13 protein-coding genes are annotated in these 16,735 nt (G+C 66.2%); 6 read left to right on the top strand and 7 right to left on the bottom strand.

Annotation, left to right across the window (positions count from 1 at the left end):
• The 3 genes from VM780_RS00005 to VM780_RS00015 all read left to right on the top strand — a co-directional run.
• The coding region (locus VM780_RS00005) for a glycine cleavage T C-terminal barrel domain-containing protein (RefSeq protein ID WP_325443845.1) at nucleotides 1–307 on the top strand (307 nt) is incomplete at its 5' end.
• Nucleotides 308–397: 90 nt separating this feature from the next.
• Complete coding sequence (locus VM780_RS00010) at nucleotides 398–1,762, top strand: NAD(P)/FAD-dependent oxidoreductase (RefSeq protein WP_325443846.1); 1,365 nt, start codon at nucleotides 398–400, stop codon at nucleotides 1,760–1,762.
• A gap of 154 nt (nucleotides 1,763–1,916) precedes the next feature.
• Nucleotides 1,917–4,250, top strand: coding sequence for a DUF1989 domain-containing protein (locus VM780_RS00015; RefSeq protein WP_325443847.1), 2,334 nt, complete (start codon nucleotides 1,917–1,919; stop codon nucleotides 4,248–4,250).
• A gap of 167 nt (nucleotides 4,251–4,417) precedes the next feature.
• Here the strand turns inward: VM780_RS00015 and VM780_RS00020 are convergent, their stop codons facing one another.
• The 7 genes from VM780_RS00020 to VM780_RS00050 form a co-directional block, all read right to left on the bottom strand.
• On the bottom strand, nucleotides 4,418–5,437 hold the full coding sequence (locus tag VM780_RS00020; protein WP_325443848.1) for a 2Fe-2S iron-sulfur cluster-binding protein: 1,020 nt from the start codon (nucleotides 5,435–5,437) through the stop codon (nucleotides 4,418–4,420).
• 69 nt (nucleotides 5,438–5,506) lie between these two features.
• Nucleotides 5,507–6,649 (bottom strand): aromatic ring-hydroxylating dioxygenase subunit alpha, encoded by a 1,143-nt coding sequence (locus VM780_RS00025; protein WP_325443849.1) that lies wholly within the window; start codon nucleotides 6,647–6,649, stop codon nucleotides 5,507–5,509.
• A 198-nt stretch (nucleotides 6,650–6,847) separates the two neighbouring features.
• On the bottom strand, nucleotides 6,848–7,681 hold the full coding sequence (locus tag VM780_RS00030) for a TorF family putative porin (RefSeq protein WP_325443850.1): 834 nt from the start codon (nucleotides 7,679–7,681) through the stop codon (nucleotides 6,848–6,850).
• Between the two features lie 74 nt (nucleotides 7,682–7,755).
• On the bottom strand, nucleotides 7,756–9,438 hold the full coding sequence (locus VM780_RS00035; RefSeq protein WP_325443851.1) for an APC family permease: 1,683 nt from the start codon (nucleotides 9,436–9,438) through the stop codon (nucleotides 7,756–7,758).
• 329 nt (nucleotides 9,439–9,767) lie between these two features.
• Nucleotides 9,768–10,814: a helix-turn-helix transcriptional regulator gene (locus VM780_RS00040; protein ID WP_325443852.1), complete on the bottom strand. Its 1,047-nt coding sequence runs from the start codon at nucleotides 10,812–10,814 to the stop codon at nucleotides 9,768–9,770.
• Between the two features lie 146 nt (nucleotides 10,815–10,960).
• Nucleotides 10,961–11,527: a DNA-3-methyladenine glycosylase gene (locus VM780_RS00045; protein WP_325443961.1), complete on the bottom strand. Its 567-nt coding sequence runs from the start codon at nucleotides 11,525–11,527 to the stop codon at nucleotides 10,961–10,963.
• 299 nt (nucleotides 11,528–11,826) lie between these two features.
• Nucleotides 11,827–12,606, bottom strand: coding sequence for a murein L,D-transpeptidase family protein (locus VM780_RS00050; protein ID WP_325443853.1), 780 nt, complete (start codon nucleotides 12,604–12,606; stop codon nucleotides 11,827–11,829).
• A gap of 429 nt (nucleotides 12,607–13,035) precedes the next feature.
• Between VM780_RS00050 and VM780_RS00055 the strand changes: the two genes are divergently transcribed.
• The 3 genes from VM780_RS00055 (at nucleotide 13,036) to VM780_RS00065 (ending at nucleotide 16,669) form a co-directional block, all read left to right on the top strand.
• Nucleotides 13,036–13,998: a TAXI family TRAP transporter solute-binding subunit gene (locus VM780_RS00055; protein WP_414652756.1), complete on the top strand. Its 963-nt coding sequence runs from the start codon at nucleotides 13,036–13,038 to the stop codon at nucleotides 13,996–13,998.
• 66 nt (nucleotides 13,999–14,064) lie between these two features.
• Entirely contained in the window at nucleotides 14,065–16,236 is a 2,172-nt protein-coding gene (locus VM780_RS00060) for a TRAP transporter permease (RefSeq protein ID WP_414652757.1), read from the top strand.
• Nucleotides 16,237–16,261: 25 nt separating this feature from the next.
• Nucleotides 16,262–16,669 carry a DUF1850 domain-containing protein gene (locus VM780_RS00065; protein ID WP_325443854.1) on the top strand — a complete coding sequence of 136 codons (408 nt, stop codon included), beginning with the start codon at nucleotides 16,262–16,264 and terminating at the stop codon, nucleotides 16,667–16,669.
• Nucleotides 16,670–16,735: the final 66 nt, after the last annotated feature.

A 16,735-nucleotide genomic window follows, 5' to 3' on the forward strand; every position in this document is an offset into this window, starting at 1 on the left:
GCTCGAGCGCCGCAGGAACGAGATCCGCGCCGCCAATGTCGGGCTCGAATTCGACGCCCATGAGGCGATCGCGCCGGGCGCCAAGATCGTCAAGGACGGCCAAGAGATCGGCACGGTCAACTCGACCACCTACAGCCGCTACCTGATGAAGTCGATCGGCCTCGGCAGCGTGCCCCCGCAGTTCGCCGCGATCGGAACCGCCCTCGAGGTCGAGACCCCCGACGGCCCCGTCGCCGCCGCCGTCGTCCGAACCCCGTTCTACGACCCACACCGCCTCAGAACCCACCCCCTCGAAGAACGCGCCTGAAAACGCGCGCTCAGAACGGCTCGCGCCGAAAGGCGCGGCCGAACGAACCAGGATCGATGAGGGCGTCCCGCGACGCCGAGGAGAAGAGAAATGGCCTCACGCATTGCGATTATCGGCGCCGGGCCAAGCGGCCTGGCCGTCCTTCGCGCCTTCGAGTCCGCCCGCCAGAAGGGCGCGGAAGTGCCCGAGATGGTCTGCTACGAGAAGCAGTCGAACTGGGGCGGCCTGTGGAACTACACGTGGCGCACCGGCCTCGACGAGTTCGGCGAGCCGGTGCACGGCTCGATGTACCGCTATCTCTGGTCGAACGGCCCGAAGGAGTGCCTGGAGTTCGCCGACTACTCCTTCGAGGAGCATTTCGGCCGGCCGATCCCGTCCTACCCGCCGCGCGCCGTGCTGCACGACTACATCGCCGGCCGGGTCGAGAAGTCGGGCGTGCGGAAATACGTCAAGTTCAACCACGCGGTGCGGGACGTCGCGTATGACGCGGCGACGGACAAGTTCACCGTCACGGTCGCCGATCTGGTGGGCGACACCCGCGTCACGGACGTCTTCGACTATGTGTTCGTGTGCAACGGCCACTTCTCGACGCCGAACGTTCCTCAGTTCGAGGGCATCGACAAGTTCCTCGGCCGTGTGCTGCACGCCCATGATTTCCGCTGCGCCGACGAGTTCGCCGGCAAGCACGTCCTGATGATCGGCTCGAGCTACTCGGCCGAGGACATCGGCACCCAGTGCCATAAGTACGGCGCGCGCAAGATCACCTTCAGCTACCGCACCAAGCCCATGGGCTTCGACTGGCCGGAAGGCTTCGAGGAGCGGCCGCTGCTCACCCGCGTCCAGGGCTCGACCTGCTACTTCAAGGACGGCTCGTCGGTCGACGACGTCGACGCCATCATCTTCTGCACCGGCTACCTCAACCACTACCCGTTCCTGCCGGACGAGCTGAGGCTCCGGACCAAGACCCGGCTCTATCCGCCGAACCTCTACAAGGGCATCTTCTGGCTGCCGAACCCGAAGCTGATGTATATCGGCGCTCAGGATCAGTATTATACGTTCAACATGTTCGACGCGCAGGCCTGGTACGCCCGCGACGTGGTGCTCGGCCGGATCGCACTGCCGGCGCGGGCCGAGCAGGAGGCCGACGCCGCCAAATGGCTCGAGCGTGAAGAGGCGCTGGAGAACCCCTATCAGGCGATCGACTTCCAGACCGACTATGTGCGCGACCTGCTGAGCGCGACCGACTATCCGCGCCTTGACGTCGACCGCGTCGCCGAACTGTTCAAGGAGTGGGAGCACCACAAGGAAGCCGGCATTCTGACCTATCGGGATCGCTCCTATCCCTCGACCATCACCGGCAACATGGCGCCGGTCCACCACACGGTGTGGATGAAGGCGATGGACGACTCGCTCGAAGCGTTCCTCGAGCAGCCCGCCCGGCAGGCCGCGGAGTAACCCCCTCGGCGCGCCCGTCGTCCCGGGAGGGCGGGCGCGCCGATGAGATAGTGGTTCCGGCGCCTGGCCGGGACGCATGATCGGAAGCCTCGGGGCAACGCGAACGCCGCGTCGGGCGGATGGTCCGTCCGACGCGCCCAATCAGGAGACCGTCATGGACGCCTATTCAGGCACGACGTCGCCGCTCCGCGTCGACCGCTTCGCGGCGCAGGGAACGCAGCCCTTCGTGTTCGACCTCGCCGTCGGCGATCGCGTCCGGATCGTCGATCCGGAGGGCGGGCAGCCAGGGCTCCTGTGGATCCTCGGCGAGGTGGAGGCTGATGGCCTTGCGCCCGCCGCCGACCTCGACGACAGGGCGGCGCGCGAGGCGCTGGCGCGCCGTGGCGCGGATCTGTTGCGCATGGCGGGCTTCCGCCTGTTCTCGGCCGACGGCGAGCCGGGCGCCTCGGCGCGTTTCGAAGCCGCCTCGAACGCGGTCTGCGTGCTCCTTGCGGAGGGCTCGCCGATGGCCCCCGACCAGCAGACGCCGCCGACCGAACTGCTGATCGAGATCGAGACCGCCTCGCCCGCGAAAGGCGTCGCGCCGCGGCCGCTCGCCGAGCCGAAGCTCGACCTCAGGGTCAAGGCTGCGACCGCCTCCGCCTATCGGGTCGCGGCGGGCGACTACATCCAGATCATCGACGTCGACGGCCGGCAGTGCTCCGACTTCCTGGCGTTCGACGCCGCAGCGCTCGAGCGGGGCGAGGAGTTCGGGCTCGACCCGACCGTCACCCGCACGCTGATGGGGACCGCGAATCCGGAGCCGGGCCTGCACTCCAAATATTTCGACGCGCGGATGACGCCGCTGGTCGAGATCGTGCGCGACACGGTCGGCCGGCACGACGCCTTCCTGCTCGCCTGCACGGCCAAGTATTATGAGGACATGGGCTATCCGGGGCACGACAACTGCACCGAGAACTTCAACCGCACGCTGAAGCCCTACGGGGTCGCGCCGCGCGCCGGCTGGCCGGCGATCAACTTCTTCTACAACACCTTCGTCGGCCCGGATGACTCCATCGGCATGGACGAGCCCTGGTCGCGGCCCGGCGACTACGTGCTGCTCAGGGCGCTAACCGATCTCGTCTGCGCCTCGTCCTCCTGCACGGACGACATCGATCCCGCCAATGGCTGGTCGCCGACGGACATCCATGTCCGCGTCTACGACAAATCCGAAAATTTCTCCAAAGGCATAGCGCACCGCATGACGCCAGACGCCGCGCCCCGGCTGACCCGGGAGACCGGGTTCCATCCCCGCACCTCCGCGCTGACCCGCAAATTCTCCGAATACCGGGGATTCTGGCTCGCGGACTGCTACTCGGACAACGGCCCGATCGAGGAGTACTGGGCCTGCCGCGAGCGGGTCGCGATCATGGACCTGTCGCCCTTGCGCAAGTTCGAGGTCATTGGCCCGGACGCCGAGGCGCTGATGCAGCTCGCCGTCACCCGCAACATGAAGAAGCTCGCCATCAACCAGGTGGTCTATACCGCCATGTGTTACGATCATGGCGGCATGATCGACGACGGCACGGTGTTCCGCATCGGGCAGAACAATTTCCGCTGGATCTGCGGCGACGATTATTGCGGCGTGCATCTGCGCGAACTGGCGAAGAAGCACGGCTTCAAGGTCTGGGTGAAGACCGCGACCGATCAGCTCTGCAATGTCGGGGTCCAGGGGCCCCGCGCGCGCGACGTGCTCGCGAGCCTCGTGGTGACGCCGCCGGCCGAGCCCACGGTGAGCGAGCTGAAGTGGTTCCGCTTCACGGTCGGGCGGCTCAGCGGCATTCCGGTCGTGGTGTCGCGCACCGGCTATACGGGCGAGCTCGGCTACGAGGTGTTCTGCCATCCCGACCGCGCCCCGGAGCTCTGGGACGCCATCATGCAGGCCGGCGAGCCGCACGGCATCCGGCCGCTCGGCCTCCAGGCGCTCGACATGCTGCGGATCGAGGCGGGCCTGGCCTTCGCGGGCTACGAGTTCTGCGACCAGACCGATCCGTTCGAGGCCGGCATCGGCTTCGCGGTCCCGAAGGAGAAGACCGACCCCTATGTCGGCTCGGAGGCGCTGAAGCGGCGCCGCGAGACGCCGTCGAAGAAGCTGGTCGGGCTCGACGTCTCGGGCAATGAGACGATCGGGCATGGCGACTGCGTCCATGTCGGCCGCGCGCAGATCGGCGTGGTGACGAGCGGGATGCGCTCGCCGATCCTCGGCAAGACGATCGCGCTGGCCCGGCTCGACGTCACCTATGCGGAGCTCGGGACGGAGGTCGAGATCGGCAAGCTCGACGGCCAGCAGAAGCGCATCAAGGCGACCGTCGTCGCCTTCCCGCATTATGACCCGACGAAGTCACGCGTCCGGACCGAGGCCGAGCCCACGGCCGTGGCGACAGCTTCGGCCTCAGACCCGGCGACCGTCGCGTCCGAGGACCCGCGAGGCTCACAGATCAGAGCCTAGCCGCCGGAGTCGTTCTCTCCCGCCGCGTCGGCGCCTGCGGCAAACGCAGGTTCCGGCGCGGCGCCTTTATGCTCGGCGGGAAGGTCTGCAGACGGCCTGCCGCGAGATGTGCTGCATGGGACAGGCGACGGCTTGGAGCGCCCGATCGCCCGTCAACGCCCAGAAGCTCAGGCGGCGCTCGACTGATCTTCCGCGGCGACGAACGGGTCGGCATGACAGTCTGACGGCGCCACCCCATTGTCGCGGGCGTATTTCTGGCAGGCCGAGACCAGTCCCGGCGATCCGCAGGTGTAGATCTTGTGGCCGGTGAGGCTCGAAAACCGCTCGCCCAGCATCTTGAACACGTCGTTCGACCGCTGGTCGGGGTTCTCGGCCGTGCGGGTCACGACGGGGCGGAACGTGAAATTCGGGTGTTTCGCCGCCAAGGCCGTCAAGGCGTCCACCATGTAGAGGTCAGCCTCGTTCCTGACGGAGAAGTAGAGGCTGATCTCGCGACCCGGCAGATCCGACAGCGCGTCGAGAAGGATCGACTTCGCCGGCGCGAGGCCCGTGCCGCCGACCACCATCGTGATCGGTCCGGGATGGTCCTTCCTCAGATAGGCGGTACCGAGCGGGCCGTGCAGCATGAAGCGGTCGCCGGGCTCGGTCTTGTCGAAGAGCTGACGGCTGACGCGCCCGCCCTGCCGCGCGCGCACGTGGAACTCGAGATCCGGAGCGCCGGGCCTGTTTGCGAATGAATAGTCGCGCGGGGGCATACCGGGCAGCGTCAGGCTGGCGAACTGCCCGGCCGAGAAGCTGACCGGCATGCCCGAGGTCGCGCGGGCGGTGATGACGGCGATGTCCGGGGTGACGCGTTCGACCTTGCGCACCACGCATTCGGCGTCGCTTGGCGTGAACAGAAGATCGTCGTCCTCGAGATACTCGATCTCGCAGGGGCCTTTCGGAGCCGCCCGGCACGCCAGGATGATCCCTTCCGCCTTCTCCTCTTCGGAAAGCGCAGACGAGTCGTAGGGCTTTATGTGTTCAGCCGCGCCCTTGAGCACCTTGGTCTTGCAGGAGGAGCAGTTTCCCTGCCGGCAGGCATAAGGATAGTCGAGACCGGCCTTGAGCGCGGCGTCGAGGATGGTTTGCCCGGGCTCGACCTGAATGGAGGTCAGGAACTGCGGGATGTTTACGCGATGGGACATTGAGCGCCTTGTCGAGAGGACGATGCGGCCGGAGCAAACGCCTGCTCCGACCGCACGGATCGGCCAAGATCAGCGGCGGTCGGCCGTCATGGCGCGGTAGTACATCGACTGGAAGTGATGGATCCCGTGCTCGCTGTTCGAGGTCAGGTCCTTATCGATGACGAGGCGGCCCTGAGTATAGACCTGCGAGTGCAGACCCCGCTGGACGCTCTCGACGAGGCCGATGTCCTCCGGCTGCAGGATGTCCTTGACATAGGCCATCGCGGCGACCTCTTCCTCGTTCGGCGTCGTCTCGTCGAGGAAGTAGTCCCAGTGCTCATAGGTGAGCTCCGGACCGACGGGCATGATGTGCATGAAGGACAGGTTGCGGCGGCCGGGGAAGACGTTGAACGTCACGTTCGGCCAGAGGTACCAGGCGGCGTACATCAGCTGGTTGCCGGCCTTGTTGGCGTCGAACTTGTAGGCCGAGTTGTCTTCGCGCGCCGGCGCGATGTGGCTCGAGCAGATGCCGAAGTTCTTGGTCCGGTAGATGCCGTGGTCGAACAGCTCGACCAGCGCCGGATGCGCCGGCGGGCAGTGGTAGCATTCCTGGAAGTTCTCGACGACGTTCTTCCAGTTCGCTTTGATCTCGAAGGTCTGACGGCCGGCGAACTTCAGCGTCTCGGGCGTGTCGACATATTTCCGGACGTCCTCCTCGAAGCCGCCCGACTGCTCCGCGAGCGAGACGGCGTTCATGTCGAGGTTGATCCAGACGAAGCCGAGGAAGATCTCGACCTTGACCGGCTTGAGGCAGAACTCCTCGGAGTTGAAGCCTTCGACCGTGTCGAGGATGCTGTTGGTCTTCAGCTTTCCGTCGAGCTCGTAGCTCCAGGCATGATAGGGGCACACGATCATCTTCGTGCGGCCTTCGCCGGAAAGCAGCTGGTGCGCGCGGTGGGAGCAGACGTTGTGGAACGCGCGGATCTGGCCGTCGCGGCCTCGGACCACCGCGATGTTCTGATCGCCGACCTTGACGGTCCGGTATGAGCCCGGAGCGTCGAACTGGCTCATGTGGCAGACGAAGTTCCAGGACTTGTAGAACACCGCGGCCTTCTCAATCTCGAACACGTCGGGATTGAAATACAGCTCGGCCGGAAGGGTGTAAGAATGCGCTGGATCGTCGGGCTTGAATTTGTCGAGACCGAACAGCGCGTGGTCGTTCTGCTGAAGCATAAGAGCCTCCGTCCCTTGCTGATGCGCCCTCTGAATTCTTCGTCTGCGAGAGCTATTCTAAGGGTAGTTTCATTACAGTGCCGGCCGGGTCGCAATAGTGCCCATTGGCACCACTGTGACCCGCGGGTGATCTGGTCGATCGCCTGACCGCGCCGACGAGAACGCGGCCAGGCGACGGGTCCTTGCCCGGTCAGCGGCTCATTTCAGCTTGTTCAGAGATGTGTCGAACGCGATCTTCGCGACCACGGCGCTCCCGCACCAGCTTCTGACGCCGGTGTTTCCGAAACACTCGTTCCGGGTGAGATTGGTGTCGCTGTAGCGAACATCGAGCGTCATGGCCTTGTAGGTTAGGCCGCCGCCCAGGTTCCAGGTCCAGAAGTCCTTGGGATTGAAGTTGAAGTCGTTCTTGCCGAGCCACTGCTTGCCGAGCTCGCCGGACACGTAGAAGGCGACGTCGGGAATCGAGCTGATCGGCAAATTGATCTTCGGGGCGAGCGACAGATAGAGGTCGTCGCCGCCGGTGTTGGCGTAGTCCGGGCTCCACCAGATGTTGCCGGTGATGGAGCCGAAATCGCCGATCGCGACGCTCGGAAGCGCCTTGATCTCCCAGTAATCGGTTTGCCGCTGGCCCGGGAAGGCCTTCGACTCGCCCGGATACCAATAGTAGAGATAGCCGGCGTCGAGCGAGAACGCGCCCCATGTGTGACGGAGGCCGGCGTAGAAATCGACCTCGGCGGAGGGATCGGTCAGTCCGTAGCGGTTCGGAAAGCTGACGCTGGAGGACCAGACGCCGGCGTAGATCCAGTCGAAGGCCTGAAGCTCGACATATCCCTGCACCGCGGGGTTCTTGGCGCTGTTGGACACGCCGCGGAACCGGTAATCGCTGACGCCCGCAATGCCGAACGCCACGTCGATCATCAAGGGTTCGGCGGGGGCGGGGAGCGCGCTCAGATCGGCCGCCACGCCGGCACTGGCGCTTGCCGACAAAGCCACGGCGGCTGCTACGGCCTTAAAGGTCGTTTTCATTTTCATCAAAGTCCCCCGAAGATCGCCGCACGTCCGGCGGCGCAAAAAAAGGGCTGGGCGCGGAGCGCCCAGCCGGTTCGTCAAGCGAGAACGAAGATCCAGTTCGCCAGCAGGACCACCGCGAGACCTCCGCCGAGCGCGAGGTACGGCAGCACTCCGGCCCGCTTTGGTCCGGTGACGTCGACGTCCGTGTGAGGGAATCGCCCGCCGTCTTGGACATAATGGCGGTAGAGGAAGACCGGGATGATCAGCAGGGCGGTGCCGAGCCCGGCCCAGAGCGCCATCGGATGCCAGATCTTCGCGCCCGCGCCCATGAAGAGCGCATTGACGAAGGAGAGGACTGTGCCGGCGGCCAGGATGGGCGTCGGCGCGCGGTAGGGCCGCGGACGATCCGGAGAATCGATCCGGTGGATCCATCCCGCGTTCAGGTTGAGGAAGTTGAACGTGATGTAGCAGACGTTAGAGACCGCCAGCAGGAAGAAGAAGCTGGTGGCGTCCGAGACCGCGACGGCGAGCACGAAGAGATTGAAGATGAAGTCCGTCCACATGGCGTTCGTGGGCGCGCCGTGGTGATTGAGCTTACCGAGATAGCGGGGCAGCCAGCCGTCCACCGACCCCTGGTAGAGGGTTCGCGAGGAGCCGGCCATCGACGTCATGATCGACAGAAGGATCGCCATGACCATCATGAGGATCAGCAGATAGAGGACCACCGGCCCGCCGCCGACCATGACGGCGAGCGCGCGTCCGACGCCTGAGCCATCCACGATCGACGGGTCGGTGACGCCCTCCACGCCGAGCACGCCCTGGAACGTGAAGGGCACCACGATGAAGAGGAACATGCACAGCAGGCCGGAGTAGATGATCGCTTTGGCGGTGTCAGTCGCCGGATTCTTGAACTCGCGCGTGTAGCAGACGGCGGTCTCGAAGCCGTAGGTCGACCAGCCGGCGATGAACATGCCGGCGAGCACGACGGTCCAGTCCGTCAGCGCCCAGCCCCCGCTCGCCGTCGTGAGAGGAAGGAAGTTGTTGACGTCCACCTTGCCCTGGAAGAGCGGAACGAGACCGACGATCGCCAGCGGAATGATGACCAGAAGGCCGAGATATTTCTGGACGCTCGCCGTGCCGCTGATCCCGCGATGCTGGATCGAGAACACGATCGCCATCATCACCGCGCCGATCCAGAAGGCGGCGTTGAGCGAGAAACTGACCGGGCCGATCTGGCCGGAGAACAGGGTCCAGTTCCGGATCGAGGGCGTGAGCGCGGCGATCGCCTGAGCCGCCTGCTGATCGGCCGGCACGTTGGCGAGCGTTGTGGCGTTGGCCGAGATCCAGGCCAGGACCTCCGGCGAATTCGCCGCCGGAATCGCCGCGAAGGCGTTCAGAACGTAGGCGGCGGCGATCGAGGAGCCCAGCGACAGGACCGAGGTCCAGGCCACCCAGTTGCACCAGACTGATAGCGGCGCGATCAGCTTGCCGTACCGGAGCCATGCCGACGCGCCATAGATCGAGGCTCCGCCCGACTTGTTCGGGTAGAGTCCCGCGATCTCGGCGTAGGTGAAGGACTGGATGAAGCCCATCACCATGGAAATCGCCCATATCAGGGCGGCCAGTTTTCCGACCGTTCCGGCCAGGCCGCCGATCGAGAACAGCACGAAGGCGGGGGCGCCGCTCGCCACCCAGAACGCGCCCTTCCACGATATGGCTCGGCGCATGATCGCGCCGTTTTCTTCATCTGCGGCCGCGACGTCGCTGATGGCTACCATCTACATCCCCGTCTTCTGTCGACTGGCTCCGGCACGCGCGACGCCGTACGCCGTCGCAGACGGTCGCCGCTGATGCTTGGCCGTTGAGCGTTGAGTGTCAGATCTTACGTGATACAGGCGTCGAGAGGCGCATGTATCTGTTGCGTCGCGACGGATCGCAGCGCAGTAGAAGGCAATAATCAGCGGGAAGGGCGGCTCGAGATCGCCCTTCGCGGCCGAACATATTGATGGTAACGAAACGTTGTTGCCTCACAATAGTGCCAGATGGCACTATCTGGCCGGCGGCGCGGGGCGGTCGCGGCGTGCGCGCGGCGCATGGACGACTTGGCTCAAGACGAGCGGCTCTTCTCGGCCAACTGAGCCTTCAGCTCGGAGGCGCAGGTCATCATCATCGCGATCAGCTCCCGCTCCGAGGTGACGCCGAATTTCCGGTACATGCGGAGGCGGTAGTTTTTGATCGAGCCCTTGGCGATCCCGAGTTTCTGCGCGATCGCGCCAGTGCTGTTGCCGTCGAGCAGCAGGGCGACGATGTCCCGTTCGCGAGGCGTCAACTGCTCGAAGATGGTCAAGGCCGCGTCGTGACCATGGTCGTCGTCCCGCAGCGCGAGCTGCACCAGCAGTCCGCCCGGCCCGATCGGGTTCATCTCGTCGAGCGGAACCACGTTGAACCGCAGTGAAGCAGCCTCCGTGGCCTCCGAGATCGCCGCGCAACTGAAGAGGTGTCTCAGCGCGCGCACCTGCTGATGGCGGTCTTCCGCCGCCCGCCATCGAGCCGTCGAAAACACCAGCTTGCCGCGGCGGTCGAACACCGCGGCGGCGCAATCCTCAAACGAGCCGAATCCTGCCGCGGCGCTCGTCATCGCGGCGAAAAGCGCTTTCAGATGCGCTGCGTGAAAGTCGAGCAGCATCGGAAAGACGTGGCGGAGGCGCGCGATGTCGCGCTCGGTGTAGCGTCCCTCCCGGCGCTCGAGGAACAGCGAGACGCAAGAGAGATCGGGCGACGGAAGATAGATCGCGACCTCGTCGGCGAACTCCATCCGCTTCATGAAGTCCAGCGTGTAGAAGTCGCGATCGACCGCCAGCGGCAGCGCCGCAGCCATGGTCTCGATCCGCGGCTGCGCATTTGCGCGCCACGAGCAAAAATACGGATCGCTCGAGATCGGCCGCATCTGCAGATAGTAGTCGACGATCGAGGAGCTGATGTCCTTCGTGTAGAGGACGTCAGGCTCGTCGCTCGCCGGGTACCGAACGATCCAGCTCGTCTCGTGCGGAAGCATCACGCCCACGAGCTCGAGGAGGGTCCGATGAAAATCCGGCTCCCCGATCTGCCGAGCGACCGCGCCGAGAGGACCGACCAATGCCTCCGCTTTGGTCACTCGACGCAACTCGATAGGCACATCCGCCACGCTCCACGGCCTTCACGTCACGGGGAGCGACGCTGGCAAGGTTCTTAGAACGAGTCAAAGCATCTTTTGGGCCAGGTGGAGCCAGACCGAGATACCGGGCCTTCGAAGGGCGAGGCTCATACGTTGAGCGGGCGCGGGCCGCTGAGGAACGGACTTCCCCGTAGATAGAACCGCAGCGGGCGATCCGCCTCGCGCGAGATGCCGATCCTGACGCTTTGGCCGATCTCGCCGGCAGGATCGTCGCCGCGCGCCAGCCACAGCGGGCCGTCGCGGCAAAGATCGATCCCGTCGAGCGAGCGGTCGACGCGCAATGCGGCGGCCAGCCGCCCCGGTCCGCGCGCCAGATCGCGCAGGACGCTCGTCCCACGGTTGAGCCGCATGATCGAGACGCCGTCGCGCGGCTCGATCGCCCTGATCAGGACCCCGGCGCCGACCCCTGGGGTCTCGCTCGAGACGTTCAGCATCCAGGAGCGGCCATAGATAAAATACACATAAGCGTGGCCGCGTTCGAGAAACAGCGAACGGTTGCGCTCGGTCATGCCGCCATAGCCGTGTCCGGCCGCGTCCCCGACCCCATAGGCTTCGGTCTCGACGATGCGGCCGCTGACGAGCCCGTCGGGCAGCGCGCGCGCCACGAGCTTGCCGATCAGAAAGCGGGCGAGCGCGGCGGTCTCGACCGGCAGCTCGGAGCGGGCGAGCGGCGCGAGGGCTCCCGGGCCGCCGGGTGCATCGGACGCGCTTGACCCGGTCGGCCCGCAAGGGAGCTCGCTTAAGCGCGTCACAGACGTATCGGGGCTCTCACAGGCGACCTCACCATCCGGATTCCATCATGGTGGCGGCGTAGGACGGCCGCCCGCCATAGCTCGGGACATATCTGGTGAGCCAGAGGCCGCGGGCGACCCGTGGCCTGCCCGACGATCGTCGACCGATTCCGAGTCTGCCTGACGATCGCCCGAGGAGCCTGGCGCTCGCGCTTAGGGGGTCAGTACGCGGCCACGCGGCTCGCCGCCTCGCAGATTTCGGCGTCGCTCGCGCGCCGCCACTGCGGATCGGTGGTGAACCTGTAGCTGCCGGGGCAGGCGGCGACGCGCGGCGGCACGCGGCTCTGGGCGAAGGCGTCGTAGCCGACCTTGAGCATCTCCCAGAACGGCATGTTCGGGTCTGCGGCGTGCAGGGCCATGTTCTCCTCCGTCATCCGGAAGGGGAACGCCTGGATCGGGATCGAACTTTGCCCCGACAGCAGCGCTTCGCGAACCAGGCCGTAAATCTCCTCCATCCGCTGATGGGTCATGGCGTAGCAGCCGACCGACTTGCAGCCGCCATGCACCATTAGATTGCTGCCGGAGCGTCCGAGCGAGCGGTCATAGGCGTTCGGAAACCCGATGTTGAAGGCGAGGTGGTTGCGCGAGAACGGGTTCAGGCTGCCGCGGTCGATCTCGTAGAAGCCTTCCGGGGCCTGGCGGTCGCCCTCCCGCTCCTTCGGTCCGAGCGCGCCCGAGAACTTGCAGATCGGGTAGGTGCGCAGCAGGCCGTAGCGGCCGTCGCGCTCCTGCTTCCAGACCTCGAGCACCGCCTCTTCCTTGAAGATGCGGATGAGGATCGGCGCCGAGCGCGGCATGTCGAGGCGGCTCATCAGGCTGACCGTCGCGATCGAGACGGACCCGGTCTTGACCCTGGGCCGCCCGGACGAGCACGCCGCAAGCGCCGCCGCCATGAGGATGATGAGAGCGACCGCGAACGGCCGCGCGCGCAACGACGACATACTCAAATCGTCGACTCCGAAGCTATGGCGGACCGCAATACTGGCGCGGCCCGAGCGGGCGCCCGGCTAGCCGGACCCTCCGCGTTGCTGCGCCGACAGGCGCTCGGCCAGCGTCGGCCCTAGCCCTCTAACGGCATGTTAATGCGGCCGGACCGGCGCCCGAGGCGCGGTCGCGGCGGAAGCCCGAACGGCTTTCGGCCTCAGCCCAGGCGGTCGAGGAGCGACGGAAGCCGGTCGACCGACCAATGCCGCATCTGCGGCTCGATCTTGCGCCCATGGACGGTCCGCATAGGCCGTGCGGCGCCGGGGCTCCTTTTCGCGGTATGCCACTGTCGCGCCGCCGCCGTTCTTAGCCTAGCATCCACGCCATCCGCTTGCCGGATCGCCCGGCTCGGTAACAAGAAAAGCCAAGACGACCGGAGGAACGCGATGATCGACCGACCCTTCAGGGCCTGCGCAGGAATGCTCGCCACCGCCGCATTCGCGCTCGGCACGTTCGCCGCGCCGGCCTCGGCGGACCAGTTCATCAATGTGCTGACCGGCGGCACCTCGGGGGTTTACTACCCGCTCGGCGCGGCGCTCGCCAAGATCTACTCGGACAACATTCCGGGCGTGAAGACTCAGGTCCAGTCCACGAAGGCGTCGGTGGAGAACATCAACCTGATCGCGCGCGGCCGCGGCGAGATCGGCTTTGCGCTGGGCGACTCCGTCAAGGCGGCGGCTGACGGGGACAAGGAGGCGGGCTTCCCGCAAAAAGTCGAGAAGCTGCGGGCGATCGCGGCGATCTATCCGAATTACGTGCAGATCGTCGCCTCCAAGGCTTCGGGCGTCACCGATCTCGCGGGCCTCAAGGGCAAGGCCCTGTCGGTCGGCGCGCCGGCCTCGGGCACCGAGCTCAACGCGCGCGCGATCTTCAAGGCGGCCGGCATGAGCTACGACGACCTGGGCAAGACTGAATATCTGCCCTTCGCGGAGTCGGTCGAGCTGATCAAGAACCGCCAGCTTGACGCCACGCTGCAATCGGCCGGTCTTGGCGTCGCCTCCATCCGCGACCTTGCATCGTCGCAGCCGATCCAGGTGGTCGCCGTCCCGGCCGAGATCGCCGAAAAGCTCGGCGCGCCGTTCCAGGCGGCCGAGATCCCCGCCGGCACCTATGAGGGTCAGGACGCGGCGGTGCCGACGCTCGCGATCACCAACATCCTCGTGACGTCGTCCGACGTGCCGGACGAAATCGCCTACCAGATGACCAAGCAGTTGTTCGAGCATCTGGACGTGCTCAAGGCCGCGCACAACGCCGGCAAGGCCATCGACCCGAAGACGGCCGCCAAGAACCTTCCCGTTCCGCTGCATCCGGGCGCCGAGCGTTACTACAAGGAAGCCGGCCTGCTCTGATCGAGTGCGTAATTTCGTTCACCGGGGCGGACGAAGAAGCCGCGCCGGTTTGGGAGGATCGTTTCTTTGACCGACCACGTCAGGGGCGGGCCTGCCCAGGCCCCCGGTGAACTCCTCGAACTGCACGACCCGCTATCGACCGGCTTTCCCGCGAGCCGCGAGGGCCGGGCGCTGTTCTGGATCGCGTTCCTGTTCTCCGTCTTCCAGCTCGCCGTCTCGGCGCATCTCTGGGATCTGCCCTCCCAGATCGTACGGGCCGTGCATGTCGGCTTCCTGTGTCTGCTGGGCCTTCCGCTTGTCGCCGCGATCAGGAACGAAAGCGTCGCGGTCAGAACGCTGTTCTGGATCCTCGGCCTCGCCGGCATGGCGGTCGCGGGCTACCAGTGGTGGGAATACAAGGCGCTGATCTTCCGCGCCGGGCTGCCCGAGCCGCAGGACACGGCGGTCGGCGTCGTCGCGCTCGTGGTGCTGTTCGTGGCGACCTGGCGACTTATGGGCCCGGCTCTGCCGATCATCGCCGGGCTGTTCCTCTGCTACTGCCTGTTCGGGACATATCTGCCGTCGCCGTTCGGGACGCGTTACTATCCGTTCAGTCAGGTCATCGACCACATGGCGTTCGGGGTCGAAGGCATCTACGGCATCCCGATCTACGTCTCGTCCTCCTACATTTTCCTGTTCATCCTGTTCGGCTCGTTCCTCGAGCGCGCCGGCATGATCAAGCTGTTCACCGACGTGTCGATGGGGCTGGTCGGCCGCGCCAAGGGCGGCGCCGCCAAGGTCGCGGTCGTCTCCTCCGCACTGATGGGCACGATCTCCGGCTCGGGCGTCGCGAACGTCGTCACCACCGGCCAGTTCACCATCCCGCTGATGAAGAGCTTCGGCTATCGCCCGGCCTTTGCGGGCGGCGTCGAGGCCACCGCCTCGATGGGCGGCCAGCTCATGCCGCCGGTGATGGGTGCGGTCGCCTTCATCATGGCCGAGACGCTGAACGTTCCCTACACGGCCATCGTCCACGCGGCGTTGATCCCCGCGATCCTTTATTTCGGTTCGGTGTTCTGGATGGTGCATCTCGAGGCCGGCAAACGCGGCCTCATCGGGTTGAAGGCTTCAGAGCTGCCTTCGGCGCTCGGCGCGCTCCGGCGCGGCTGGCACCTCCTGCTGCCGCTGATCGTCCTGGTCTGGCTGCTGTTCTCGGGCTACACCCCGCTCTACGCCGGCACCATCGGTCTCGCCATGACCGCCATGCTGATCCTCGGCGCTCCGCTCTCGAGCCAGATCCGGGTCCAGGCGCTGCGCTTCGTGTTCTGGATCGCGCTCGGGCTCGTGGCCGCCTCCTTCTTCGAATACGGCATACGTCCGGTGATGATCGCGATCGCCGCGATGGTTCTGGTCTGCGCCGTCTTCAAGGGCGGCCGGGAGACGCTTCGGCTCAGTCTCGAGGCGCTCGCGGAGGGCGCCAAAACGGCGCTGCCGGTCGGCATCGCCTGCGGCATCGTCGGGATCATCGTCGGAACCATGACCCTGACGGGTGTCGCCAACACGTTCGGCCAATACATCGTCTCGGTCGGCCACTCGTCGCTCATCCTTTCGCTGCTGCTCACGATGCTCACCTGCATCGTGCTTGGCATGGGCATCCCGACGATCCCGAACTACATCATCACCTCCTCGATCGCCGGGCCTGCTCTGCTGGCGCTGGGGGTGCCGCTGATCGTCTCCCACATGTTCGTGTTCTACTTCGGCATCCTAGCCGACCTGACGCCGCCGGTCGCGCTCGCCTGTTTCGCAGCCGCGCCCATCGCCAAGACGTCAGGGCTCAAGATCTCGTTCGAGGCCATCAAGGTCGCGCTTGCGGGCTTCGTGATCCCGTTCATGGCGGTCTACACGCCCGCGCTGATGCTGCAGGACGGCGGGCCGCTGGCGACAGAGATCGGCTACTGGCCCGCGGTCGCCTACATTCTGGTCAAGGCCTGTCTGGCCATCGCCCTTTGGGGTGCGGCCGCCATCGGCTATCTGTTCGCGCCGCTGAAATGGTGGGAGCGGCTCTGCGCGGCGGCGAGCGCCTTCACGCTGGTCGCCGCCTACCCGTTGACCGACGAGATCGGCTTCGCGCTGGCGGCGTTCATCATCGGCTGGCACCTCCTCCAGATCCGGCGCCACGGGGTGCCCGAGCCGGTGAACCAGACGGGCGGCGGCAGGGGCGCGTCGGCGCGACCCGCTTCAGGGATTTCCGCTCAATGAGGTCGGCTCGCGACGTCGGCGGCCGATGATCTGCGTTCTGGCGGCCGGCAAAACCGCGACTTTCGCGGCCGCAGCGTTCACGCTCGCATGGACGCATTCCGTCGAGAAGACGCGCTGGGAAGAGCGTTGGACCGGCGGCCCCAACGGACTGAGGGTGGTCGAAGGCCGGGTCGAAGGCTCGGGCGCCGGCATGGAGCCGCCCCCGGACGCCGTTCTCGAGGAGGGCGCCTATGTCTATCGGCCGACCCTCGCGCCGATCCCGGAACTCGTGCTCGCCGCCTCCGGGGCGACGGGCGGCGGCTGGACGTTCTGTGCGTCCGGCGACCCTTGCGTGACCCTCGGCGCCGCGCGAGGCGATCCCGTCAGGATCCGGTGGTGCGACGCGCCGGCGCCCGCGGCAAGCTCTGACGAGCGCCCATCGCGGTCCCCGTAGGCGGCCTGTCCGCCGCTTGCGGGGGCATCCGAATCCGCCAGAGGCCTGTGAAGGCGCGGACGAGAA

The sequence above is a fragment of the Hansschlegelia sp. genome (assembly GCF_035538955.1).
Taxonomy (GTDB): Bacteria; Pseudomonadota; Alphaproteobacteria; order Rhizobiales; family Methylopilaceae; genus Methylopila.

Coding starts and splice junctions, on each gene's coding strand:
- VM780_RS00010 (WP_325443846.1), top strand. CDS start 398: ATGGCCTCACGCATTGCGATTATCGGCGCCGGGCCAAGCGGCCTGGCC.
- VM780_RS00015 (WP_325443847.1), top strand. CDS start 1,917: ATGGACGCCTATTCAGGCACGACGTCGCCGCTCCGCGTCGACCGCTTC.
- VM780_RS00020 (WP_325443848.1), bottom strand. CDS start 5,437: ATGTCCCATCGCGTAAACATCCCGCAGTTCCTGACCTCCATTCAGGTC.
- VM780_RS00025 (WP_325443849.1), bottom strand. CDS start 6,649: ATGCTTCAGCAGAACGACCACGCGCTGTTCGGTCTCGACAAATTCAAG.
- VM780_RS00030 (WP_325443850.1), bottom strand. CDS start 7,681: ATGAAAATGAAAACGACCTTTAAGGCCGTAGCAGCCGCCGTGGCTTTG.
- VM780_RS00035 (WP_325443851.1), bottom strand. CDS start 9,438: ATGGTAGCCATCAGCGACGTCGCGGCCGCAGATGAAGAAAACGGCGCG.
- VM780_RS00050 (WP_325443853.1), bottom strand. CDS start 12,606: ATGTCGTCGTTGCGCGCGCGGCCGTTCGCGGTCGCTCTCATCATCCTC.
- VM780_RS00055 (WP_414652756.1), top strand. CDS start 13,036: ATGATCGACCGACCCTTCAGGGCCTGCGCAGGAATGCTCGCCACCGCC.
- VM780_RS00065 (WP_325443854.1), top strand. CDS start 16,262: ATGATCTGCGTTCTGGCGGCCGGCAAAACCGCGACTTTCGCGGCCGCA.